Source organism: Pectinatus frisingensis, from assembly GCF_014076555.1.
GTDB lineage: Bacteria > Bacillota > Negativicutes > Selenomonadales > Selenomonadaceae > Pectinatus > Pectinatus frisingensis.
On sequence record NZ_CP045424.1, the window covers coordinates 1,720,297 to 1,744,957 of the forward strand.

General features: G+C 37.1%; 18 protein-coding genes and 1 riboswitch. Of the genes, 2 read left to right on the forward strand and 16 right to left on the reverse strand.

The features are described from left to right. Positions 1–115 precede the first annotated feature (115 nt). Entirely contained in the window at positions 116–2,524 is a 2,409-nt protein-coding gene (locus F8M42_RS08070) for a glycyl radical protein (RefSeq protein ID WP_182185837.1), read from the reverse strand. A gap of 129 nt (positions 2,525–2,653) precedes the next feature. On the opposite strand from F8M42_RS08070, the gene F8M42_RS08075 reads away from it, so the two are divergent. Next, a complete protein-coding gene (locus F8M42_RS08075; RefSeq protein ID WP_182185839.1) occupies positions 2,654–3,550 on the forward strand; it encodes a glycyl-radical enzyme activating protein in 897 nt (298 codons plus the stop codon). A gap of 54 nt (positions 3,551–3,604) precedes the next feature. Here F8M42_RS08075 and F8M42_RS08080 read toward each other — a convergent pair whose 3' ends face one another. From F8M42_RS08080 to F8M42_RS08115, 8 genes are all read right to left on the reverse strand, one after another. Next, positions 3,605–4,285, reverse strand: coding sequence for a fructose-6-phosphate aldolase (locus F8M42_RS08080; RefSeq protein ID WP_182185841.1), 681 nt, complete (start codon positions 4,283–4,285; stop codon positions 3,605–3,607). Between the two features lie 82 nt (positions 4,286–4,367). Then, the gene (locus tag F8M42_RS08085) at positions 4,368–5,126 is read right to left on the reverse strand and encodes a DeoR/GlpR family DNA-binding transcription regulator (RefSeq protein ID WP_182185842.1); all 759 of its coding nucleotides are present in this window, start codon (positions 5,124–5,126) and stop codon (positions 4,368–4,370) included. 190 nt (positions 5,127–5,316) lie between these two features. Then, positions 5,317–5,874 carry a peptide-methionine (S)-S-oxide reductase gene (locus tag F8M42_RS08090; protein ID WP_182185844.1) on the reverse strand — a complete coding sequence of 186 codons (558 nt, stop codon included), beginning with the start codon at positions 5,872–5,874 and terminating at the stop codon, positions 5,317–5,319. Between the two features lie 68 nt (positions 5,875–5,942). Continuing rightward, positions 5,943–7,124 carry a methylmalonyl Co-A mutase-associated GTPase MeaB gene (gene meaB, locus F8M42_RS08095; RefSeq protein ID WP_182185846.1) on the reverse strand — a complete coding sequence of 394 codons (1,182 nt, stop codon included), beginning with the start codon at positions 7,122–7,124 and terminating at the stop codon, positions 5,943–5,945. A gap of 3 nt (positions 7,125–7,127) precedes the next feature. Continuing rightward, positions 7,128–9,326, reverse strand: coding sequence for a methylmalonyl-CoA mutase (scpA, locus tag F8M42_RS08100; protein ID WP_182185847.1), 2,199 nt, complete (start codon positions 9,324–9,326; stop codon positions 7,128–7,130). Next, the gene (locus F8M42_RS08105) at positions 9,326–11,542 is read right to left on the reverse strand and encodes a methylmalonyl-CoA mutase family protein (RefSeq protein WP_182185849.1); all 2,217 of its coding nucleotides are present in this window, start codon (positions 11,540–11,542) and stop codon (positions 9,326–9,328) included. The genes scpA and F8M42_RS08105 overlap by 1 nt, the downstream gene beginning before the upstream one ends. 206 nt (positions 11,543–11,748) lie before the next feature. Further along, positions 11,749–11,926, reverse strand: a riboswitch (cobalamin riboswitch). A gap of 77 nt (positions 11,927–12,003) precedes the next feature. Next, complete coding sequence (locus F8M42_RS08110; RefSeq protein WP_229711307.1) at positions 12,004–12,516, reverse strand: chromate transporter; 513 nt, start codon at positions 12,514–12,516, stop codon at positions 12,004–12,006. Next, a complete protein-coding gene (locus F8M42_RS08115) occupies positions 12,513–13,118 on the reverse strand; it encodes a chromate transporter (RefSeq protein WP_182185851.1) in 606 nt (201 codons plus the stop codon). The genes F8M42_RS08110 and F8M42_RS08115 overlap by 4 nt, the downstream gene beginning before the upstream one ends. Before the next feature lie 559 nt (positions 13,119–13,677). Between F8M42_RS08115 and F8M42_RS08120 the strand changes: the two genes are divergently transcribed. After that, complete coding sequence (locus F8M42_RS08120) at positions 13,678–15,981, forward strand: phospholipase C (protein WP_182185853.1); 2,304 nt, start codon at positions 13,678–13,680, stop codon at positions 15,979–15,981. A gap of 274 nt (positions 15,982–16,255) precedes the next feature. Here the strand turns inward: F8M42_RS08120 and F8M42_RS08125 are convergent, their stop codons facing one another. The 7 genes from F8M42_RS08125 to F8M42_RS08155 all read right to left on the reverse strand — a co-directional run bounded on the left by F8M42_RS08125 (position 16,256) and on the right by F8M42_RS08155 (position 24,288). Further along, a complete protein-coding gene (locus F8M42_RS08125; protein ID WP_182185854.1) occupies positions 16,256–16,936 on the reverse strand; it encodes a fructose-6-phosphate aldolase in 681 nt (226 codons plus the stop codon). Between the two features lie 87 nt (positions 16,937–17,023). Next, positions 17,024–17,932, reverse strand: a complete 909-nt coding sequence (locus tag F8M42_RS08130; RefSeq protein WP_182185856.1) for a glycyl-radical enzyme activating protein — start codon at positions 17,930–17,932, stop codon at positions 17,024–17,026. Beyond that, positions 17,929–20,292 (reverse strand): glycyl radical protein, encoded by a 2,364-nt coding sequence (locus tag F8M42_RS08135; RefSeq protein WP_229711308.1) that lies wholly within the window; start codon positions 20,290–20,292, stop codon positions 17,929–17,931. The genes F8M42_RS08130 and F8M42_RS08135 overlap by 4 nt, the downstream gene beginning before the upstream one ends. A 118-nt stretch (positions 20,293–20,410) precedes the next feature. Beyond that, on the reverse strand, positions 20,411–20,725 hold the full coding sequence (locus F8M42_RS08140; protein ID WP_182185858.1) for a PTS fructose-like transporter subunit IIB: 315 nt from the start codon (positions 20,723–20,725) through the stop codon (positions 20,411–20,413). A 33-nt stretch (positions 20,726–20,758) separates the two neighbouring features. Next, the gene (locus F8M42_RS08145; protein WP_182185859.1) at positions 20,759–21,820 is read right to left on the reverse strand and encodes a PTS fructose transporter subunit EIIC; all 1,062 of its coding nucleotides are present in this window, start codon (positions 21,818–21,820) and stop codon (positions 20,759–20,761) included. 13 nt (positions 21,821–21,833) lie between these two features. Beyond that, positions 21,834–22,274: a fructose PTS transporter subunit IIA gene (locus F8M42_RS08150; RefSeq protein WP_182185861.1), complete on the reverse strand. Its 441-nt coding sequence runs from the start codon at positions 22,272–22,274 to the stop codon at positions 21,834–21,836. Continuing rightward, the gene (locus F8M42_RS08155) at positions 22,267–24,288 is read right to left on the reverse strand and encodes a BglG family transcription antiterminator (protein WP_182185863.1); all 2,022 of its coding nucleotides are present in this window, start codon (positions 24,286–24,288) and stop codon (positions 22,267–22,269) included. The genes F8M42_RS08150 and F8M42_RS08155 overlap by 8 nt, the downstream gene beginning before the upstream one ends. Positions 24,289–24,661: the final 373 nt, after the last annotated feature.

Here is a 24,661-nt window from a genome sequence, read left to right on the forward strand (position 1 = left end):
TCATAAATTACAATATTCCACTTTCTTTGCCACCCACAAAATAGTGGGAGACGCATAGCGGTGGTGATTGCATCTTATGAAATCAATACGGTTCATGTGACAACCCCATCTTCAACTATAATACTTGTTCGGTTCTGGCAATTATATCATCTTGTGTCTGCCTTGATAATACATTAAAGAATGCCGAATAACCTGCTACCCTGACAATAAGATCGCGGTGTTTTTCCGGGTGCAGCTGGGCGTCAAGCAAAGTAGCTCGTGATACGACATTATACTGCACATGATATCCATTCAGGCGATTAAAAAAAGTCCTTATAAGATAAACTAATTTTGTACGGTCAGTTTCTTTTTCTAATATTTGCGGTGTTACCTTCTGATTGAGCAATACTCCGCCGGTTATTTCGTGTGTCGGTAATTTTGCCACCGTTTTAAATACAGCTGTTGGCCCATTCACATCCATAGCGTGACTCGGAGAACATCCTTCAGCCAATGGTGTATGTGCTTTTCTGCCATCGGGAGTTGCCAATGTTCCCATCCCCTGACCTACATTTGCCGAAATTGAAGATGTACCTGCGTAATAAGTACCACCAATCGGTCCCCGACCATAGCGAGTATTATGATATTTTTTTATTTCGTCAATATATACATCATAGGCTTCACAAATAAGCTTATCAACATAATCATCATCGTTACCATATTTAGGTGCGTCAATCAAAATACGGCGGATACGTTCACCTTCCTCTCCGGAAAAGTCACTTACTAACGCATCCCACAATTGCTGTGGTGTCAATTTCTTATCTTCAAACACACATTTTTTAATTGCTGCCAAAGAATCTGCCATATTAGCAATTCCCACCTGCAGACCACTTATAAAATCATAAACTGCACCACCTTCTTTTAATGTTTTACCACGCCCAATACAATCTTCAACCAAAGCTGAGCAAAGCACATCAGGTACATCTTTCTCCAACACCATATCACAGCAGGTTTCAATAATAATACTTTGCCGGGTAAAGTAACGAATCGTTTTATTCCAAGCGTTTTTTACATCATCATAAGAATGCATCCTGCAAAAATGTCCTGTACCTTCCATAAGTTTTGTCCCCGATTCAAGATCGACACCATCATTCAAACCGATGAGCAATGATTTAGGAAAATTCAAAAAACTCATCCCTGTACAACGATATCCCCATTTCCCCGGAACAGCTGTTTCTACACAGCCAATGGCACTATAATTATAGGCGTCTTCTTCCTTGACACCTTTTTCAATAAATGATGGAATTATTATTTCATCGTTATTGAACGCCGGCATACCAAAACCGAGACGGACTACTTCAATACATTCCCGCATAAAATCATCACTAATGTTCCGATGATACCGAACTGTTAAATTAGGCTGCGGCAAATGAACCTGGGCAACACTTTTCAATATCAAATACGACAACGGATTTACTGCATCCTTCTTATTTATCGTCTGGCCGCCAATAGTCACGTTCTGATACAAAGGACTGCCTGCACTGAACTGCGTATGTGACCAACTGCGTACTTTATTTATCGTAAAAGTTTTCAACCACAAATTAGTCAAAAGTTCACAAGCACCATCTTGTGTAATTATTCCTTTATCAATATCATGTTTATAGTATGGATATAAATATTGATCAACTCGTCCATACGATAATGAATGTCCATTTGATTCAATCTGCAGCACTAAGTGGATCAGCCATAACGACTGTACAGCCTCATGCAGACTATCAGCCGGTTCATAAGGTACCTTGCGCAAAATCTGCGCCATTGTTAAAAGTTCTTTTTTACGATTTACTGCAGCCGACTGTGCCTCATGTTCAGCCAAATCGGCATAACGTCCGGCAAAACTGCGAACAGCTTCTATAACTATCAAAACGGCCTTGTAAAAATGATATTTATTCATTCCATCCATAGTTGTCAAATCAAGTATCCGCAGTGCCTGTTCAGTTCTTTTCTGATAGTCTTTCAAACCTTTTTTTAAAATTGTTTCATAACTGACTGCCAGATGCGCATCTCCAGAAGTAATATTGCCTTCAGCTTTTATTATCCCCAAATCATAAAATATTTTACTTTCTGGCGGCATCATCGCCAATCCTTTATCCTTAGTTGTATTATGCTGCCAATAGGGTGCTATATTTCTTAGTTTATGCTTAGTTTCTTCCGTTATATAAAAAATATCACCATCCCTTTTTTCAAATTTATCCAATTCATCTATAACCCAATCCATCGCATATTCGGGAAAAACAGGAGCAAAACGATTACCAGATGCCTGATTTCCCGCAATCAATGTTTCCGGTTCAATAAAAACAGTCATTTTATCTAAAATATTTTTCAGCATATAAGCTCTTTTTTCAATAATAGGTCTATCGGCAAAGTGCTTATAAGCTTCAGTGGTATAGACAGCGCGCTCCGCGCAAATATACGGTTTGGCATTAACAAGATCTCCTCTGAATTTATCCATACGTGCTGTAAGACAGCCAAAATACTTATTTATTTTCATATAAATCCTCCTAAAAAAATTATTTTATTTTATTATTTTATATTGATTTTTATTGTTATTTATTGCTATAATAACATTGAAAGTTAACCTTGTCAAACAATTTTGTCAATATAAAACAGAGGTAGTTATATGTTAGCAAATATATTTAATATACAAAAATTCAGTATTCACGATGGTCCTGGAATAAGGACGGTAGTATTCTTTAAGGGCTGCCCCTTGACCTGCCTTTGGTGCAGCAATCCGGAATCGCAGCAACAATACCGGCAGCTTCTTTGGGATAAAGACAAATGTTATCACTGCCGCACCTGCGAAATGCTCTGCCCGCAAAAAAACATTCACTTTGACGAAAATCTATCATTCAGCTATAAGTCCAAACTTTGTCAGACCTGTACCGCATGTGCTGATAATTGTCCTCATGGTGCATTATCAACGGTCGGACAGTTTAAATCCATAGATTCCATAATGGCAGAAGTATTACAAGATAAACCCTTTTATGAAGAATCCGGTGGTGGACTGACTCTTTCCGGTGGTGAAGTTTTAATGCAACCCGAAGCTGCGGCCGCTTTATTAAAATCTGCTAAAGAGAACAATCTGCACACTGCTTTAGAAACCACTGGTTACGCCAGCAAAACAGTATTTAAACAAACAATCATCAATGCAGATTTACTATTGTTTGACATAAAACATTATGACCGTCAAAAACACAAAAAATATACCGGTGTATATAACGATATCATATTATTAAATCTAGCCTATGCAATAACCCTGCAAAAAGAAATAATAATCCGTATTCCCGTCATACCAAGTGTAAATAATAAAATAGCTGATGCTGTTAAATTTTCTCATTTACTGGCTTCACTGGATATAAAAGATATTAATCTATTACCTTTTCACCAATTCGGCCAAAAAAAATATGAACAGTTAAATCGTCCCTACAGTTTTAAAAATACTAAGGAACTGTATAGTGAAAATCTTACACAGTATGCCAAAGTCTTTCAACAAAACGGATTCAACGTCACATTATAATAAATGAAAAGCCTGAGAGAAAATAAATCTCTCAGGCTTTTTATTCCCATACTTTCATTTTAAATCACAGATTGATATATCACCAAATGTTTCCTGCCAATCTGCATCAAAATCGTCAACTGCTTTTTGTATTGATGGCACAGCAAAAGCTGCCAGCAGGATATCCGGTGCCACTGTAGCTATTTGAGCACCGCATTTAAAAGCAGTATTAACTTGTGCAATATTCTTGAAACTAGCCGCCAGTATCTGTGTTTCATAACCGTAAACAGCAATCATTTCAGCAAAATCGGCAATTGTATCAGCTGCATCGATATCAAGATTTTCCATACGGTTAAAATAGGGTGCTATATAATCAGCCCCTGCCTCCATCGCCATAAGTCCTTGTGTTTTAGTATAAACAGCTGTCGCCGTAACACCAATATTTTCTTGCTTCAGTAGACGTATAGCCTTTAGTCCCTGTGGTGTAGCAGGTACCTTTATAAATACATTTTTATCAACATTTTCTAATATAGTATGGGCTTCCTTTATTATACCCTCACTATCCTGCGCTAAAATCTGCATATGCAGGGTTTTAGCACTGCCAATAATCTGGCGTATTTTTTTAAAATGATTAAAAAAATCAATTTTGCCTTCTTTTTTTATAATGCTGGGATTACTGGTTACACCGGCAATAGGTAATAAATCGTTACATTTTTCAATCATTCCAATATTGGCTGTGTCAATTAAATATTTCATCGAAACATTTCTCTCCTTTATATATAGATACTAACTTCATTATAACAGATTTTAAATCAATCCATACGTGAAATATTCCCACTTACATTACTTCAATATTATATTTTTCTAATTGTTTTAACAGCTGTATCGGCAATTTTTTTTCTGTTATTAATACATCAAAATCAGAAATAGCTGCATAAAGGAAATTACCACTTCTGTTAAATTTCTCGGTTTCTGCTAATACATAGGTTTTATCGGCTGCATCAACTGCCTTACGTTTAGTAAAACCATCTTCCGGTTTATAAATATATACAGCCTTTCGATGAATATCAATACCTACCGTTCCCATAAAAGCCATATCAAAATGAAGCTTATCTATAATATTTCCAGCCAAGGCTCCGATAAATCCATCGCCGCTTGAATCCAGTGTTCCCCCAATAAACGTCATGTCTATTGTCCTTGCAGTCTGCAAAATATTCATTATATCAATCATATTAGTAATAATGCTGATCTTCAATCCTTGTTGTATTATCAATTTTACTAATTCGATATTAATCGTAGAAATATCTAAAAATACAACATCACCGTTGTTTATAAGTTTGATTGCCTTTTCGGCAATTATTTTCTTTTCGGCAATATTTACTCTGCGCTGAGCGGCTTTTAATTGGTGAGTATTTTTTCGTTCTGTCACAGCACCACCATAAGCACGTTTTAATAGTCCTTTTTTCTCCAGAAAGGCTAAATCCTTACGGATACAGTCATCAGTCACCTTAAAGTAATCACTTAAATCCTTGACCAAAACCTTACCGCTGGCTTCCAATAGCGTTATAATTTTTTCCCGTCGTTCCTGTACAAACATTTTATCTTCCTTTGCGGCAAATAATTGCCATTATTATGTAAATATATTTAATATCATAATGCAATCTAAACAAGGATATTATATCATAATATCATCTGAATATTAAAAACTTTTGTAAAAAAACAGTAAAAAATTTAGGATAAGCTTAAATTATACTTATCCTAAATTTCATAACCGGTATTTTAATTTATTATGTTATTATATCCAGTTCCCTGAGCCGTAAAAAGTCAATGAAAGTCTTCGTCCGAGGATTTTTTCGCAAATAATATTGATGTTTTTTTTCTGCCGGATAAAAATTACGCAATGGCACTGCTTCCGCATAGCATTTATATACAGCTTTATTATCTGAACAAGGATCGTTTACCGTGACATTAGCTGCCGTAACAGCAGGTGCCTTATATCTCATTCTTAAAAAATTCATATAAAACTCGATTATCACTTCATCCTCTTTATCACAATAATAAACACCGCTTCTATACATATTTCCCCGTTCATCGCGACAATAGGGATTTATGACAGCAAATAATATATCCAGTAATGTCGATAAATCTATTTCCTTTGGATTATAAGAAATTTCAATTCCCATTGCAGCACCAGTCATATCTCCTGCCACTTTTTCATAAGACGGAGCAACAGCATCTGAGTTTATATATCCGGCAGTTGCCGACAGTACGCCCCTTATCCGTGAAAAAACCTCCTGAAGTTCATGAAAATTTCCGCCGGCAAAGTAAATTTTCTTAGCGTACATTCTTCCATCCCCAGTCTTTATTAATCAGTTATACAGCCTGACCTTAAAATTATCCAATAAATCGACTATTATTCATGGATATCAAATAATCCGGTATGACGACATGCTGCACGTTCAATATCGAACATTTTTATCAGCTCTGCTACAGCCTGAGTAGGTGATATTTTTCCCGACAATACAGCATTTCGAACTTCCGGTATACGGCCCGTTATTACCGGATCGTCAAAAAACAAATTGTGCAAATGTTCATCTATCATGCTATGCACCCAGTCAAGCAACTGATGTTCCCGTCGTTTTTGAAACGAGCCCTTTTTTTTTGTCATCTGAGTAAATATTTCTATCACTTGCCACAATTCTTTTAATCCCGTCTTTTTAAGTGCCGAACAAAGGTAAGCATGTGTTTGCCAACCGTCGGTAGCTGGGCGTATATATTCAATCATTCGCTCATATTCACCGCGTGATACCTTGGCTTTCAATAAATTATCTCCATCAGCCTTATTTATAACTACTGCATCAGCCAATTCCATTATGCCTTTTTTTATTCCCTGCAGCTCGTCACCGGCGCCGGTCAGCACCACCAGCATAAAAAAATCTACCATAGAACGTACTGTTGTTTCTGACTGTCCAACTCCCACTGTTTCGATGATGATTATATCATAACCTGCAGCTTCGCACATCAACATTGTTTCGCGGCTTTTTCGCGCCACCCCTCCCAATGTTCCTCCAGCCGGTGATGGCCTGATAAAAGCTTTTTCATTTCTTGATAACGTTCCCATACGTGTTTTATCACCTAAAATTGATCCTCTTGTAACTGAACTTGTCGGATCAACAGTAAGTACTGCCACTTTGTGCCCCATATTACACAGCATATTACCAAAAGCTTCTATCATAGTACTTTTACCGGCACCCGGCACTCCGGTTATGCCAATACGCAGCGCTTTTCCTGTGCGTGGCAAAAGTCTTTGCAGGACTTGCTGAGCCTTGGCAAAATGCTGTGGATTATTACTTTCGATAAGAGTAATTGCCCGTGAAAGAATAGTGCGGCTTCCCTCAGACACACCACTAACATAATCATCAACATTCAAAAGCATCTTCCGCTTCGTTTTTCTCTTTCCATTCAACAGCATCGGATTGAGATTCCCCACAGTAGTATCTTTTACTCCATTAATTCCATCCATCACACTGCAGGCAAAAGCCTCATTTTTTTCTTTTGGTGCCCAATCGGGTTTAAAACGTTTATATTCAGCCATAATTTATCCTTCGGCCATTTCTTCTTTGGCCTCATTAATCAAAAGTGTCAGCAGCTTTACACCTGCTTCCGGTATATTAGTTCCTGGAGCGAATATTGCAACTGCACCATGTTTATACAAAAAATCATAATCTTGTACTGGTATTACACCGCCTATGGCGACCATTATATCTTCCCGTCCAAGTTTCTTCAACTCTTCAACCAATTGTGGTAAAAGAGTATTATGACCGGCTGCCAGTGAACTGAAACCTACCATATGGACATCGTTATCAACAGCATCCTGGGCCGTTTCTGCCGGTGTCTGGAACAAAGGCCCGACATCGACATCCCATCCCATATCAGCAAATGACGATGCAATTACTTTTTGACCGCGATCATGTCCATCCTGTCCCATTTTTGCAACAAAAATACGCGGCCGGCGACCGGTCAGTTTTTCGAATGTATCAGCCATACCGCGGGCTTTATCGAGTTCAGTTTTATCCGTAAATTCAGATGAATATACCCCTGAAATAGTATGAATGACAGCATTAAAACGTCCCGATACTTTTTCGACAGCATCGGAAATTTCTCCCAAGGAAGCATGCGCCCTGGCTGCATTTACTGCAAGTTCCAGCAGATTACCATTATCGCGAGATTCAGCGGCCTTAGTAAGTGCTTCCAGACAACTTCTGACTTCATCAGCATTCCTTTCTGCCCGTAATTTTTTCAAACGTTCTATCTGAGAATTGCGGACGGCAGTGTTGTCTATAGCCAATATTTGCAATGGATCTTCCTTTTCCAAACGATACTTATTCAGTCCGACAATAGTTTCGTTTCCTGAATCGATCTGTGCCTGACGGCGAGCTGAAGCTTCTTCGATACGCATCTTCGGCAGACCTGTGGATATTGCCTTAGCCATGCCGCCCAATGCTTCAACCTCTTGAATATGTGCCCATGCCCGCCTTATTATTTCATTAGTCAGAGCTTCTACATAATAAGAACCGCCCCAAGGATCAATTATCTTGCATACACGTGTTTCATCCTGAATATAAAGCTGCGTGTTACGGGCAATACGAGCAGAAAAATCAGTTGGCAGTGCAATAGCTTCATCAAGAGCATTTGTATGCAATGATTGTGTATGCCCTAAAGCCGCCCCCATCGCTTCCATACAGGTACGGGCGATATTATTAAACGGATCTTGTGCCGTCAGCGACCAGCCTGAAGTCTGGCAATGCGTACGAAGTGCCATAGATTTATTATTCTCCGCGCCAAAAGATTTCACTATCTTAGCCCAAAGAACACGTGCCGCACGCATCTTTGCCACTTCCATAAAATAATTTTTCCCTATTGCCCAGAAGAACGATAAACGTTTGGCAAAAGCATCTATTGGTAACCCTGCTCCTACACCGGTACGAATATACTCAAGTCCGTCAGCCAATGTATAGCCAAGTTCTATATCCGCTGTTGCCCCAGCTTCCTGCATGTGATAACCGGAAATTGATATACTATTAAATTTAGGCATATATTTTGTCGTATATTCAAAAATATCACCTATTATACGCATTGACATTTCTGGTGGATATATATAAGTATTACGTACCATAAATTCTTTTAAAATATCATTTTGAATAGTACCGGCCATAACACTTTTATCTACTCCCTGTTCTTCACCGGACAATATATAAAATGCCATTATCGGCAATACAGCACCATTCATTGTCATTGATACAGACATCTGATCAAGCGGTATACCGCTAAACAAAATACGCATATCCAAGATAGAATCAATCGCAACACCGGCTTTACCAACATCACCTAATACACGTGGATTATCAGAATCGTACCCGCGATGTGTCGGTAAATCAAATGCTATTGACAAGCCTTTTTGTCCTGCAGCCAAATTACGGCGATAAAAAGCATTGGATTCTTCTGCCGTAGAAAATCCTGCATATTGACGTACCGTCCAAGGACGAAATACATACATCGTGGAATAAGGACCACGCAGGCAAGGCGGTATACCACTGGCAAAATCCAAATGGTTCATATGTTCATATTCATCAAAATTATAAATTGGTTTTATTGGAATATGTTCCATTGTCCGGCCGGTGATTTTATCATAATCCATACCGACTTCCTGTTCTATCCTTTTCATCCATTCCTGTTTTGAATGTGTCGGTGCATCGCCTAGGCCCATTTTGCTAAAATCAGGATTTATGAAAGCCATTAATCAATCATTCCTTTCTTTCTTTGCAAAAATTGCAAAATTTTATAGCAATTAGCCTTGACTGAAATGAAATCATCAACTCCGGCTTCGTGATAAACAGTTTCCAAATCTTTCGGAGCTGCTCCTGCCAGGTAAATTACTGCTTTCGGCAGAGCTTTTCTTAATTTTGGTGCCAATTCCGGTACAATATCCGGATAAGTCTTATCAGTTGAACAAATTACAACTGCATCCGCACCGGATTTTTGTGCAGCCTCAACAGATTCATCGATTGTCTTGAAGCCATTATTGCTTAATACTTCGAATCCTCCTACTTGCAAAAAGCTAGTGGAAAATTCTGCTCTGGCCTTATGCTGTGGTATAGGCCCCATATTAGCAAGAAATATTTTTGCATTATCATTTTTTTCTGCGACATATTTTTCAGTAATCATACGCAAAGCTTCATAATGTTCACTCCAGCGATGCGGCAGTATCGCTTCAACTGTGGATCTAACAGCACTGTTTTTCTGTTGCCGTGTATTTAATGTTTTGCGTATTTCTCCAATTGTTGCTCCGGTTTTTATCGCCTCAATCACCGTTTCCGTCAATTCATTCCAATCTGCTGTGGTAATTTTACTGATGCATTCCTGTTCAAATATTCCATCTATGTCACTTAAATAAGCTCCAATATCATTCATACGCTGTTTTTTCAGTTCATCGGCATCCTCACTGCGTTTATCGATCAGTTCTTCCGTCAAATTAGGATACATATTATTACCGACTATGCGATCTTTTCTATACTCAGAATTTTTAAATCTGGCCTGCAATATTTTGCCAATTTCTTCCTGAAGATAACCTACCTGTGCAGCCTTGAGGAATCCGCCTTTTTCTTCCACGGCCTGAAATTCATGCCAGATTTTTTCTTTTATTTCTTTCGTAAGACTTTCTACTGCCCACGACCCACCTGCCGGATCAATCGGCTTTAACATACCAAATTCTTCCTGCAAAATAATCTGCACGTTACGGGCAATACGACGGGAAAATTCGTCTCCCTTTCTTATTGGTTCATCAAACGGCGCATTTTCATATGAGTCAACCCCGCCAACCACTCCGGAAAAAATTTCAGTAGTATTTCTCAGCATATTTACATAAGGATCATAAACTGTCTTGAAAAACAATGCAGGGCGAGCATGAATATGCATTCTTTGATCAATTTCATCACCACCGAAAGCCTTTACTATTCTGGCCCAAATGGGACGAACTGCCCGGAGTTTTGCTATCTGCATAAAAAAGTTTGCTCCCATTGAAAAACCAAAGAACAACTGTCCCGAAGCTTGTTTTATAGTCAAACCACGTTCCAATAATGCCCGCAGATAAGAAACCGCCATAGACAATGTATATGCTATTTCCTGCACGTCATTAGCACCGCCGCGACTAAACACATCGCTGCGCACCATGATAGTTCTCAGCTGCGGTGTATTTTTCCCCGCCCATACAGCACATGCATACATTTCATCATATAACTCGTCTAATGAGGTATAGAGTTCTCCCGACTCAAGCAACTGTCCTAAAGGATTTGCTCCGATAAAACCTTTTAACATCTTTACCGGTCTGCCAGCTGCCTTAAGTGCCGCTGCCGTCATTGACAGCATTGGTAGCGATGAAGCTCCCGCATAAATATACAAACCATATTTTTTCAAATCAAGTCCGTCTAATAGCTGATACATATCATCAATCGTTGTGATACTACAGCCTTCATCCCCAACTTTTGCGGCATGCTGGGCATCTTGATTTAAAATAGTGGCGTTATCAAGATGTATATTATAAATAGTTGAACCTCGATCTACTTCATGTTTTAATAATTTATTATTCTCCCTAGGCAGACTCTCATCACAAGACTGAGCTATGCCCCATGGTTGATTTATATAACCATTTACCCGAGCTCCACGCATAAAATCGTCCATTCCCGGAAAAGATGCCTTTGGCAAAATATTTTCCGTCATAGCTCTCGTATACATTGGTTCAAAAGTTATACCCTCATATGTTTTTGTATACATTTTTTTATCAAAGGGTGCACCTTTCAGTAATGTAATACATGCTTGCTTCCATTCTTCATACGTAGGTGGAACAAACTCATCGAGTGGAACAGTAGGAAACTGTGTTTGCTGGTCAGATTTTTTCAATATGGCCTGCAAATCAAGATTACTGTCTTCAGACTGATTTTTTTCTTCCTCGTTCATTAGAAACCTCCCTCTTTACTGACAAACAAAAAATCTGCCCGCAAGAGGCGGACAGACAAAATATCTGTTTCAATAAAGTCTTTCTGGAAAATAAAAAACCGGCCTATAACAAAGCCGGAGAAAATTACCATGCAACTCATATTCACAGTATCAAATCTCCCTTCCTATCTCTCGCAGGTATAAGCATCGACTAAACGACGACACTAACGGTGATGTTAAAACAGGCAGTTCTCCTGGCTCAGAATCATTGTTTTTCAAGCCTTCCCAAAGACCAGCTTCAGTGACATATTTTGAAAAACTCTTCTATACAGTGGCGGGACCGCTTCGGCTTTATACCGAATTCCCTATTAAGTCATTCCTGACACCTGTTTCCAGCTATATTCTATTTTCATGTTAATATTAACTTTATTTATTCGATTTGTCAATCAAATTCTACTCGCAGTGAAAAGTATCTTCTACGTTCAATGAAGAAACAGCAAACCAGCAACAGCGGATGCGATCAAGATAAAATTGGCAGGTACTCTTTTGGTTGCGGCAAGTACGGCACTTATAACTACGATGGAAAATAAAAAAATATTGGGAATACTATTAAAAAATATATTTGCCAGCACAATGACACTAAAAGTAGAAACTACAAGCACCATTCCGTCGAGAACTCCCTGTGTGGCAGAATAAAATTTTATGCGGGTATAAAATTTTCTGACAATAAGAATACAAAATGGCGGTAATATCAATGCAACCGTCCCTAAAACAGCACCAATCATTCCGCCTGATAAATTGGCAAGACTGACGACCCACAGTCCATTTGGACCGGGAGCAATTTGCCCAATAGCAATAGCCTCGGCAAATTGTTGCTCATTTGCCCAGCCATTAATGAGAAAATCAGTATGAAGAGAAGGCAATGGACCAAAACCACCAGTCGAAAATAACACTGCTTTTAATATAGTAAAAAAAAATAAATTCCAATGTATCATTTAGGCAGCCTCGGTTTCTTCTTAATGATAAGAGTGTAAATAACAACTCCTGCCATACTTCCTATAAAATAAAGAAAAATAACGGAAAAGGCAAAACATTGATAAAGTATAACAGTTCCAATAATAATCAACAAAAAAGATAACAACGGTAGCGCTCCCTCTTTGCTGCCGCGACACAAAATAGGTTTTATATTACGCCAATTGGTGACTATAGACACACCAAAAATAGATGCGAATACCGATTTCAAGGCATCTTGAACAAATGCGTATCGGCTTACACTCAAATATACCGCAGATAAAACAAGTGTTATTGCCGTGCTGGGAATAATAAGCCCTAAAACTGATACAATGCTGCCGCGCCAACCGGCAAGTTTTCTGCCAATTAAAATAGTATAAGCCAAAATATTAATACCTGGAGTAATTTGGCCTATACCAACGATTGTAGTGTACTCATCTTCAGTTAACCATCGATATTTATAAATAAATTTGTCCTGTATTAAAAATTGTGTAACAGCACCCCCTCCGAATGAAGTAACACCTATACCGCACCAAATAAAAAAAAGTTTTCTCATGGAAAAAGTAAAATTATTAATATTTTTCATATAAACATCCTTTACAGTTATATCTCAAAAAATCTTTTATAATCTGCCAGACTAAATGATAAAATTTTTTTTCTATACCATTTCAAACAAAATGATAGAACTGCTGCAGGAACAGATTAATCTCATAAAGACACCTCAATGTGATCTTCTTACTTCTGCGAACTGGCAAAATACTTATCTATGAATAAAAATAATTGCGTGCAACAGCCATGATTTTAAATAATCTCCACTTCACCAGCAGACATATCCACCTCATTGCGCAGTATACCGGTTAATTATAATGCATAAACATATACGCGTAAAGATTTTATAAAGATTATTATCATCCCCATTGCTGCTATATACTAACTGATAAAACATGTATGATTATCAGTGTGACAAAAATCGAAACGTCAGCGCATATGCATATATTTTACTAAAAAATAACCAAATCTTAAACTAATGTATAGGAATGTATTGTATCATGGAAAAAGCTTAGCATTACCAGTATGGTTTTTTATTATTTTGTACATAATTAAGTATAAACAGGAATGGTTTATCTTTAGGAGGGATTTCATTAATGCTAATTAAAAAATCAAAAAAGTCCAATCTATTTACTCAATTTTTTCTGCTCAGTTCACTAATAGCTGCCGGAAGTGTATCAATCCAACCGCCTGTTTTAGCGGCACCCCGCAATATCACCCCTATTAAATATGTAGTTGTTATTTTTGATGAAAATGAATCATTTGATCACTACTTTGGAACATATCCTTTTGCTGAAAATACATCGAATGAACCATTATTTTTTGCATCACCGGATACTCCTGCAATTAATGGATTGACTCCGGCATTATTAACGCACAACCCCAATCAGGCAAATCCGAAACGCTTTAGCCGTTTACAAGCCCACACCCAAGATTTCGACCATGGTTATACCGCTGAACAAAAATCTTTCAACGGTGGTTTAATGGACAAATTCATTCAATATGATGGACACGGAAATGCTGATGTCATGAATTATTATGACGGCAATACTGTCACCGCTTTGTGGAATTTAGCACAACATTTTACAATGAATGACAACTATTTTGGTGCCAATTTAGGTCCGTCAACTCCGGGAGCTATCAATGTCATTTCTGGTAATAACCATGGCGCCACTGTTTATAGTGCCAATAAAGCCCAAAATGGTGTAGAAATCTCTCCCGACGACAAAAATTTTCCTCAAAAAGCAGTTACTAAAACTGGCACACTATATGGAGATATCGATCCATATTATGACTATGCCTCGAAAAAAGAAACGGTTTCCATGTCTGGTACCAATATCGGTGATTTATTAAATAAAAAAGATTTAACCTGGGGATGTTTTTTTGGCGGATACGATGATCCCACCGCTACACACAAAAATATTGCCGGTGAAAATATTGTTGATTATATTCCCCATCACGAACCATTCCAGTATTACGATCCTACTTCCAACTTGCAGCATGAACGCCCCACATCAGTCGCCATGATTGGACATACTGACCGTGCCAACCACCAGTATGATATGACTGATTTTTGGGCAGCAGCAAAATCAGGTAATCTGCCTAATTATTCATTTTTAAAAGCACCTGCATATCAAGACGGCCACCCTTCTTATTCAGATCCAATCGGTGAACAACGCTGGCTGGCAGAAACTATCAACAAATTGGAATCCCTGCCGACATGGAAAAACACCGCTATCTTTGTCACTTATGATGATTCCGATGGTTGGTATGACCATGTTATGCCGCCCATCATAAATCATTCCCAAGATCCAGATATTGATACTGTCAATGCAGGGACTAATCCCCCATTAAATAATTATCAGGGACGTTTAGGCTACGGGCCGCGTATGCCAATGTTATTAATCTCCCCATATGCTAAACACAACGCCGTCATCCACACTATCGCTGACCAATCTTCAGTTTTAAGATTTGTTGAAGATAATTGGAACCTAGGCCGTATTGGAAATGGTTCTTTTGACACATTTGCCAGCTCACTTGACGATATGTTTGATTTTTCACCTGATTATTATAACCCGCCAGTATACCTCGATCCTGACAGTGGTGAACCTGTGGCACAAAACCAGCCTTTTAAAAAAGGAAATCAAATATATATGACTTTACAAGACTTAACACAAAGTCTCAACACAGTTCCCCACCACGATAAAGATAATACCTGGTTCATCTACAATAATCACTTAATCAGCGTTTCCAACAAAGAAAATGAAATAAAAGTTGATGAACAATTAATTACTAAAGATTCCCCTATCATAAGTAAAGACAATATCCAGTGGCTGCCAATAACTGATTTGTCTAAAACCCTTGGTATCAAACCAATAGAATATAAACCTAATGAAATATTATTTAAACAAATATCTCCTGTCAAGTCTTCAAACACCGCAGTTATTAAAAATGAAACTATAATACCAACAACAGCCGCTCACAAATCAATAGTTTTGGAAGCAAATAATGAAAGATCTGCTTTATCAGTAGGTGAACCTTTCAATGTTCCCACTCCCGCTGACAATAATACTCTTATAAACCAAATTATCAACGGTGCACAAACCGGTAAAACTTACAGTTTAAAGATAGCGGCACCGGAGATGAAAAATACCACTGTTTATGTAAGTTTTATTAATGGAACTGTCGATACCAAAGGTACATTAACAGCAGGCAATACCGCCATACATTCAGATCCTGTTGCCATTTCTCTCGATAATAGTGGAGAAGCCAATCTTAATTATACTGTAGATACAGCTCCGACAAACTGGGATGCTTATGATAATGACAATATTATTATTACCAATTCACCCAGTAAGGCCGCTGCAACATATAAAAATGAAATAAGTGTTTTTAGTTGAACAAAAAAATATAATCAGCAACACGGTCATCGCTGATTATATTTCTCCTGATATTTTTTTTCAGTCATAGCATGTTTATTACGTTTATTTTATGGTGTTACTGTTTTAATCTCATAAAGAGGCTGCCGCACGTGACCATATTTGCTCATAAGTATGCAATATTTTTCTCTCTTTTCCCGCTCTTAGAATGGTGGGAAACCACATAGCTGAGATAGGTTGCACCTTTATGAAGTCAATGCCGTTCATGCGACAGCCTCTCTTTTTTAGTGTAATACTATTTCAAATCACAAATAGAAACATCACCGAATGTTTGTTTCCAATCAGCAGCAAAATCATCAACCGCTTTTTTTATCGATGGTACGGCAAACGCTGCCATTAAAACATCAGGTGCCACGGTGATTGTCTGCGCTCCACATTTAAGGGCAGTATTAACCTGAGCAATATTTTTAAAGCTTGCTGCCAAAATCTTTGTTTGATAACCATATGCCGCAATCATATCAGCAAAAACAGCAATAGTATCTGCTGCATCAATATCAAGATTTTCCATGCGATTAAAATATGGTGCTATGTAATCTGCACCCGCTTCCATTGCCATAAATCCCTGTGTCTTAGTATAAATAGCTGTTGCTGTCACGCCGACATTTTCTTTTTTCAGCAGTTTCATAGCTTTAAGTCCCTGTAGTGTAGTTGGTACTTTTATGAACACATTTTTATCAATATTTTCCAGTATAACATGTGCTTCCTTCAATATATTACTGCTGTCTTCAGCCAGTATTTGAACATGCAGTGTTTTATCGATACCAATGATTTGACGTATTTTATTCAGATGTGCAAAAAAATCAATTTTGCCTTCTTTCTTTATAATACTGGGATTGCTGGTAACACCAGCAATTGGCAGCAAATCATTGCATTTTTTAATCATTTCCAAATTAGCGGTATCAATCAAATATTTCATCGAAACAGACTCTCCTCTTATTGATAAATTTCCAGACAACATTGTAATGGATTCCTTTCTTCATTAAAGCAGTCCATACTCCTTAATTTACTTAATAACATTAACAATACCAGCATCTTCTATTATCTTATAAAAATCTTCCATTTGCTGCATTGTATAAAGCGGTGGATTGTCTGCAAAGCAATAGTCATAATCCATATGATCATACTTGGCCTTAGCAAGAGGATTATAATTTAGCAACTCATAACGCACACCAGGATACCATTCACTTATTTCTTTTGCTATTTTTCTCAGATTATCAGCATTTGCTGTGTGCATAGGTATAAGAGGCGTCCTGATAACGACATTGTCACGGTATAATGATTGCAGCACCATTTTTATATTTTCCCTTATAATTTTGTTTGATACACCAGTAAAATTTTTATGCTGTGTATCATTATATATCTTAAAATCAGCAAACAGTGTGTCAATAAATGGCAGTGCTGCTTTTATTGTTTTACTGTCAGTAAACAAGGAACTTTCTACTGCCGTATTGATCTTAATTTTTTTAAGCCGTTTCAGTATACTAATAGTAAATTTAGCCTGATAAAACGGCTCCCCACCTGAAAAAGTTACACCACCGCCATGTTTAAAAAACGGCATATCTCTCTTTAATATTTCTGTCAGTTCATCCGGCTCATACCATTTGCTGTCCATGCGCAATGCACCTGACGGACAAATATACTCATAATCACCGGTATTTTTTACCCTTGAACTATCTAATATAAGTTTATCATTTTCAATATGGACAGCACCGTCTTTTATTTGTGTACAGCAACCGCATAATATACAAGAATTGGCAAAATATACCAGCTTAGTCTGCGGTGCTATCCCCTCCGGATTCTGGCACCATACACAGTGCAGCGGACAACCCTTAAAAAATACGGTTGTCCTGATGCCTACCCCATCATGTGTTGAAAACCGCCTTATATCAAAAACCAATGCTTTATTTTTCATACTGCGCCATATTCTGTTCTGGCAATTATTTCATCCTGTAATTTCCCATCCAATTCTGTGAAATAAGCCGTATATCCTGCGACACGAACAGTCAAGCTGCGATATTTTTCCGGATTTCTTTTAGCTTCAAGCAGATCTTCACGATGCAACACATTAAACTGCACATGGGGAATCTTCAAATCAACAAATGTTCGCAAAAACATTGCAAATTTTTTTATTCCTTCTTGTGTCGCAAAAAACTCCGGCAGAAATTTCATATTCAATAAACCACCATTAGATGTAAGTACATTATCCAGTCTACTCACCGATTGCAAAACAGCCGTTGGTCCATTTTCGTCACGTCCATATACCGGTGACATACCGCCATCAGCTAAAGGCTGATATGCCAGCCGTCCATCCGGTGAAGCGCCAACATTTTCCCCCATCGGCACATGTGCCGACACAGTGTACATACCTGTATGGTATAAGCCGCCGCGGTAATTTTTATAATGCGTAAGTTTATCTTTAAAATAATGTGCCCATTTGACGGCTATATTATCCACCCATTCGACATCATTACCATATTTAGGTACTTTATTCTCTGCCATTGCTTTTATTATTTCAAAACCAACAAAATTATTCTGCAAAGCTTTGAGCATATCACTGCCATTTATGCGCTTTTCCGTATATATCAGCTGCCATACGGCTGCCAGACTGTCAGCCACATTGGCTGCCTGTATCATCTGTATACCTGACAAATTATATTTTGCACCGCCTGCTGTAACATCAATTCCTTTTTGGAGACAATTATCAATCACAGCGGACAAAAACGGTGATGGCAGTAAATCAATATGCCCTTGTTCTACCTTTTCACATGCTTTTATCATTTTTTCAGTAAAATAATCGATCTGTCCAGCAAATGCATGTTCCAGTGCTTCATATGAAGTATACGTATCAAGACCGCCCAAATCAGGTCCTATCTGCCTGCCTGTCAATAAGCACCTGCCGTGATTCATTGCCAGTTCCAGAGCTTTGTTCAGATTAAACATGGCCGCGTCGCTCCAGCCCAGATTATTCCCCTGAGTCGTCAATTCCACACAGCCCACGATAGCATAATCAAGCGCATCCTGTTTTTCTATTCCCAAATCATTTATCATTGTACCTATTACTGCTTCATCATTAAAAAACTGAGGCATTCCACTTCCTTTTGCTACTACCCTGACAGCATATTCCAGCAAGTTTTCCGATATTCCCTTGCTTAAACGGACTGATAAATTTGGCTGCGGCAGTCCAAGATCTTCCTGCGCTCTCAAAAATAAGTATGACAATTCATTTTCTGCCGCTTTTCCATTTTCATCGACTCCTCCGACAGCTATATTGAAACCAATAGGAAATCCTGCAAAATATTTAGCACTTTGCTCATTGCGCATATATACTATCTGATTGAATTTTAACCATAGACATTCTATTATTTCCAGCGCTTCATTATTGGTTATCACATTATTCTCAATATCTTTCTTGTAAAATGGATACATATATCTATCCATACGTCCAGGTGAAAATGAAGAAGCATTGGACTCCATCTGCAATATAACAAATAAAAACCATAATGACTGGACTGCTTCATAGAATGACTGAGGCTGCCGTTCAGCAACATTGCTGCAAACATTAGCTGCTTTCTCTAAAGCTGGATTGAAATCACCATTTATCTTTGCTGTTTGTTTTAAAAGGACACTGTATCGACGTATAAAATTCTGTGCACCGATCATAGTTAAAACAACAGCCTGATAAAAATCCTGCTGCTTTCGATTCATGCCTTTTTTGTCAAGCATTTTCTGTGCTTCTTTTTTTATACCATCAGGTCCTTTTTCCAACCAAAGTGTACAGTCAGGACAAATATGTCCCTGAGAATGATCAGTTTGATTTATCTTAGCCACTTTACTTATCGCCGAAAATTCGCTGCCAAATTTTTCTGCTAACACATCTTCAAGTGATTTACCATGCCAATATGGTTTAATCGTTTCACGATAGATTTTTATGTCTTCATCCCTGACATTAAACCTATCCTGAGGCCTTGTCGGCAATGTTTCCAGCTCTTTGTCCACCCATGACCCGCCGCTTTCCGGCGATACAACACCAAAGCGCACTCCTTTAGTCCTATTACCGACTATCAATTCTTCCGGTTCAACAGCTATTTCTATGTTCTCTAAAGCTGCTTTTAATGCCAACGCTCTTTTTATAATCACAGGCTTATCATCATTTTTTTTATAAATATCTGTTGTAATAAGAGCTTGCTCTATAGACATATAACGTTTTTGTGACAACATTTTATTTCTAAGTGTTTCTATCCTGTCTGACATTTTCAGTAATTTTAAATCCACGATCTGCTCCTCCTTTTCTATTATTTATTATTATTATATATTTATTATTTGCCTATTTCAATAATTAATAATAAACAATAATATTTTTTTTAATGCCTTTTATTATTTTAAACCATCATTATTTATTTTCTAAATGTTTTTCTACCTTTATAATTATAGCGGCTGCTTTCTTAACCGCATCGCTGATAGCTACACGCACTACCAGATGGTTTTTAAACCGTGCTTCATTTTTTATTGGCATATCCTTGGTCAATATTATAACATCTGCACATTTCACATCATTTTCTGTTATCGCATTCTCAATACCTATTGACCCCTGCGTTTCAACCTTTATTATATGATGTCTTTCTTCTGCAGCTTTTTTCAATGCTTCAGCTGCCATATACGTATGTGCCACACCCGATGGACATGCCGTCACTGCTAATATATTCATAATTTATTTTCTCTCCCCTTTAAGGCCGTATTATCAATCTTCAAACAAAATGTCCACATCAGTGTCATCAGTGTCCGTTTTTTTATTCACATAACTTTTCTTCAAAAAGTTTACCAGTATAGTTCCTATAATAGATCCAATCAAGACAGATATTATAAAGCCGCCTATGTTTTCAGTAACCGGCAGAGCAATAAATCCACCCCAGGCTACATGTGTCTGCACATTAAAAATATACGCCGCTGCGCAGCCAATAGAGGTTCCTATCATCAAGGATGGAATAACTCTAATAGGATCATTTGCTGCAAATGGAATTGCTCCCTCAGTAATACCAACAAGGCTCATAAAAAATGCACTTTTACCCGCATCTCTCTCTTCTTCCGAATACTTTTTAGGCATAATAAATGAAGCTATAGCCATAGCCATCGGTGGTATCATTATAGCTACAGCACAAGGACCGGCATAAGAAAATATTCCTGATCCCACAGTAGCAACCATCAAACTATATGCCACCTTATTTATCGGTCCACCCATATCAAAAGCAATCATAGCACCGACAATAAGTCCCAAAATAATCTTGTTGGCATCTGTCATTGATGTCAGGAATTGATTAGCGGCACTCATCGCTATTGCAACATATGTGCCTATCCCCCATAATAATATACCTGATGTAATTAATGTTCCCAATATAGGAATAATAATTATCGGACCCAATGACCGAACATAGGGATGAAGTGGTATTTTTTTTAAATAATAGCATACTACACCGGCAATTATCCCGGAGACCAATCCCCCCAGGAAACCAGCACCGATATTTGAAGCTACAAGTCCACTTATCAGTCCCGGGGCAATACCCGCTCTATCAGCTATTGATGCTGCAATATATGCAGACAATACCGGTACCATAAGCCCAATTCCTGTCACACCTATTTTCCATATGTCTGCGGCCAATCCTTTTTCCGGAACACCTGCCTGTCCATACATTATAAGTGCAACAGCCATCAATACTCCTCCTGCTACAACTACAGGTATCATATAGGATACACCATTCATCAAATGTTCCCTTAGATTTTTAAATATATTGATAAATTCATTCATTTATATCTCTCCATTACATATTTTCTATAATATCCACAAGTTCATGCGCATTTTGTATAGTCATTAATTTTTTTCTAAAATCTTCATGCATAAGATGCCGCGAAAGTGCTGCCAAAATCTTGAGATGTTCATCGTCACTATTTTCACTGGGAACAGCTATCATAAAAATATACTTTACATTTTCTTCTTCGGACCATTTTACCATTTCATTCAATCTCAAGAATGCTAATGACGATGTTTTGACTGCATCCGATTTACCATGCGGTATAGCTACACAAAACCCCATTGATGTAGGAAAATCTGCTTCTCTTTTCTTTACTGCTTCAATATATTTACAAATATCATTTAATCTTCCAACATTATTTATTTTTTGCGCTAAAGTACGAATGACTTCATCCTTTGTTTTCAAAGATTGGTCTAACATTATCATTTTATCTGTAATCAAATTATTCATTTATATCTCCATTATTTAAAATGTTTACGATTTTTTTCTTATCTATTTCGTTATGCAATATAGCAACTCTATTTTTATCAGATAATATTGAATAAAAATTTTTAAAAAATTGTACCGCATTACCAGTTTTTGCAAAAGACAAGCATAATAGCAATATTATATGCACATGATTTGAACGATGCTGAACAGGATTCTTTAGACGTATAAAAACAATTTTTGATTTATTTACAAAAGACGACTTTGCATGTGGAATTGCAATACCACAGCCAATATAAGTTGAACTTATATTTTCACGCTTTATAACATCTTGTGTAAAACCGTTTTTAGCAAAACCGTTTTTTTCCATAATACTGCCATACTTTATTATTATTTGTTCAAATGATAATATTTCTTCATCTACATAACAATATTTACAGTCAAAAACATTCAAAGGTACATTAAGTGTCATATTATCTTCCTTAATCGGTACTATCCTGTTTTCTTTTTTTACTCTCACTTTTCGCAAAACCTGATTAATATTTTCTTTATCTGTCTCAGTTAACAACACAGAAATATAAACAATATTTTCTCCCTGCAATATTTTTATGGTTGAAATTATAACATCTGCCTGTTCTCTGATTTTATCAGTCAAATCAGTGTATGGCAGCGTCATAACTATCTCCATATCAGGAAAATTTTGTTCTAGTCTATTAGTAATAAACTGTGATGTGCCTATACCACTGGCACATACAACAACTGCCTTATACTTAGGCTTATATTTAGATATGCCTGCTATCAGATGCATTGCTATATAGGCCGCTTCATTTTCATTAAGAGGCACTCCTACAATATTTTCAAAAACATCATTGCATGCCCATGCAGCGGCATAAATCGCAGGATACTCTCGTTTTATCTGCAGCAAAAGTGGATTAATAAGACTCAGTCCTTGTTTCATTCTTATAATCGTAGGACGTAAATGCTGAATAAGCTGCATAAAAAGCTGCTTATCACCAGCTAGTTCTGTTTGAAGTATTTTAGACGATATAGAAAGTATTGCCTTTGCAAGATTTATTTCTGATTCATCATAATTGGATAAGAATGAGTCTATTGTATTTTTATCATCATTGATCTGAATTTTCGAACCTAAAATGTGGACTGCTGCATAATCTATTTCTGAAACAGGAAAATTCAAGTTCATCTTACTGCCCAAAGCCATTATCATTCCACTGGCAGCTGCATATTCAGGTGTCATTTTTAATCTGGGAGAAAGCGAAAATTCCCTGACGAATTTATTTTCTCTGATACGTTTTACCGCTATTGCCAAATGAATAACCAGGTTTTGAAACGCCTGCTCTGTAAATAAAAAATTAAGCTGTTTTTCAATTTTCTGTACTATTTTTTGAATAAAAAGAATATCAATTCCTTTTAAAATAGCACATATTCTTTTATAATTAGCTATGTTTATACGATAATCAAGATCCAATTTACAAGATAGCTGCGGTTCCTGCCTGGTATTATAAAATAAATTAAGCTCATCCAATAGTTTTTTGAAACCCAAACGCAAATCTTTTTCCTCACCCTTGAGCCATATTCCTTGGTTCTGACGCCTGCACAATGTAATATTTCTGTTTGACAGCCATTTTTCGATCTGAACCAGATCCTGCATAATACAACTTTTGCTACAAAATAACTCATCAGCAAATAACTGTATAGTATAGGTATTCCGTTCTAGAAACAATACTTTTAATATATATTCCTGCCTTTGCCTCTGAACCAATGATGAACTGTTCTCTATTGGCAATTGATTATATGAGCTTAAATATTTCTCTTTTAAATTCTCATCAATATCTAAAAATACACCCTGATTATTGCTTACTAAATTAAATTCACTTTTTTCTTTTTGTATTTCTTTCAAATAATTTCTGACAGTACGTTGGTTTCTATTTATTATTTGAGCCAAATTATTTATTGATACCGGTCCAACATTTGAAAGCAGTATTTTAACAATACAAATTTTACCATCAAATTTTTTCATTTGTCCCACCTTAACTTATTGTTAATAACGTCAGCCCCCTTTAAACGTTGCGCAACTAACTTTATTTATTAACTAAACTATAACATTGAAAAATATGTCTTGTAAATATGTGAATAATCTAAAAATTTTCTCAGCAACAGAAAATATTACATTAATTCTTATATATTGCTCTTTCCGGTTGGTAAAATACACTAAATAAATGTTATTTCTCGTAACTAAAGCAAATTCTATGCTGATAAATCATTACTAGCTATAAAATAAATGATTTAGACAATGTTTATAAATTATTATTGTCAGGAATTATAACATAAACAATTTTTTGCAAAAAAAGAAGCCATCGCACTTTTAACATGCGACAGCCCCTTATTATTCA

Coding starts and splice junctions, on each gene's coding strand:
- F8M42_RS08085 (WP_182185842.1), bottom strand. CDS start 5,126: ATGTTTGTACAGGAACGACGGGAAAAAATTATAACGCTATTGGAAGCC.
- F8M42_RS08140 (WP_182185858.1), bottom strand. CDS start 20,725: ATGAATATATTAGCAGTGACGGCATGTCCATCGGGTGTGGCACATACG.
- F8M42_RS08080 (WP_182185841.1), bottom strand. CDS start 4,285: ATGAAATATTTAATTGACACAGCCAATATTGGAATGATTGAAAAATGT.
- F8M42_RS08075 (WP_182185839.1), top strand. CDS start 2,654: ATGTTAGCAAATATATTTAATATACAAAAATTCAGTATTCACGATGGT.
- F8M42_RS08070 (WP_182185837.1), bottom strand. CDS start 2,524: ATGAAAATAAATAAGTATTTTGGCTGTCTTACAGCACGTATGGATAAA.
- F8M42_RS08105 (WP_182185849.1), bottom strand. CDS start 11,542: ATGAACGAGGAAGAAAAAAATCAGTCTGAAGACAGTAATCTTGATTTG.
- F8M42_RS08125 (WP_182185854.1), bottom strand. CDS start 16,936: ATGAAATATTTGATTGATACCGCTAATTTGGAAATGATTAAAAAATGC.
- F8M42_RS08145 (WP_182185859.1), bottom strand. CDS start 21,820: ATGAATGAATTTATCAATATATTTAAAAATCTAAGGGAACATTTGATG.
- scpA (WP_182185847.1), bottom strand. CDS start 9,326: ATGGCTTTCATAAATCCTGATTTTAGCAAAATGGGCCTAGGCGATGCA.
- meaB (WP_182185846.1), bottom strand. CDS start 7,124: ATGGCTGAATATAAACGTTTTAAACCCGATTGGGCACCAAAAGAAAAA.
- F8M42_RS08130 (WP_182185856.1), bottom strand. CDS start 17,932: ATGAAAAATAAAGCATTGGTTTTTGATATAAGGCGGTTTTCAACACAT.
- F8M42_RS08110 (WP_229711307.1), bottom strand. CDS start 12,516: ATGATACATTGGAATTTATTTTTTTTTACTATATTAAAAGCAGTGTTA.
- F8M42_RS08155 (WP_182185863.1), bottom strand. CDS start 24,288: ATGAAAAAATTTGATGGTAAAATTTGTATTGTTAAAATACTGCTTTCA.
- F8M42_RS08090 (WP_182185844.1), bottom strand. CDS start 5,874: ATGTACGCTAAGAAAATTTACTTTGCCGGCGGAAATTTTCATGAACTT.
- F8M42_RS08120 (WP_182185853.1), top strand. CDS start 13,678: ATGCTAATTAAAAAATCAAAAAAGTCCAATCTATTTACTCAATTTTTT.
- F8M42_RS08150 (WP_182185861.1), bottom strand. CDS start 22,274: ATGAATAATTTGATTACAGATAAAATGATAATGTTAGACCAATCTTTG.
- F8M42_RS08115 (WP_182185851.1), bottom strand. CDS start 13,118: ATGAAAAATATTAATAATTTTACTTTTTCCATGAGAAAACTTTTTTTT.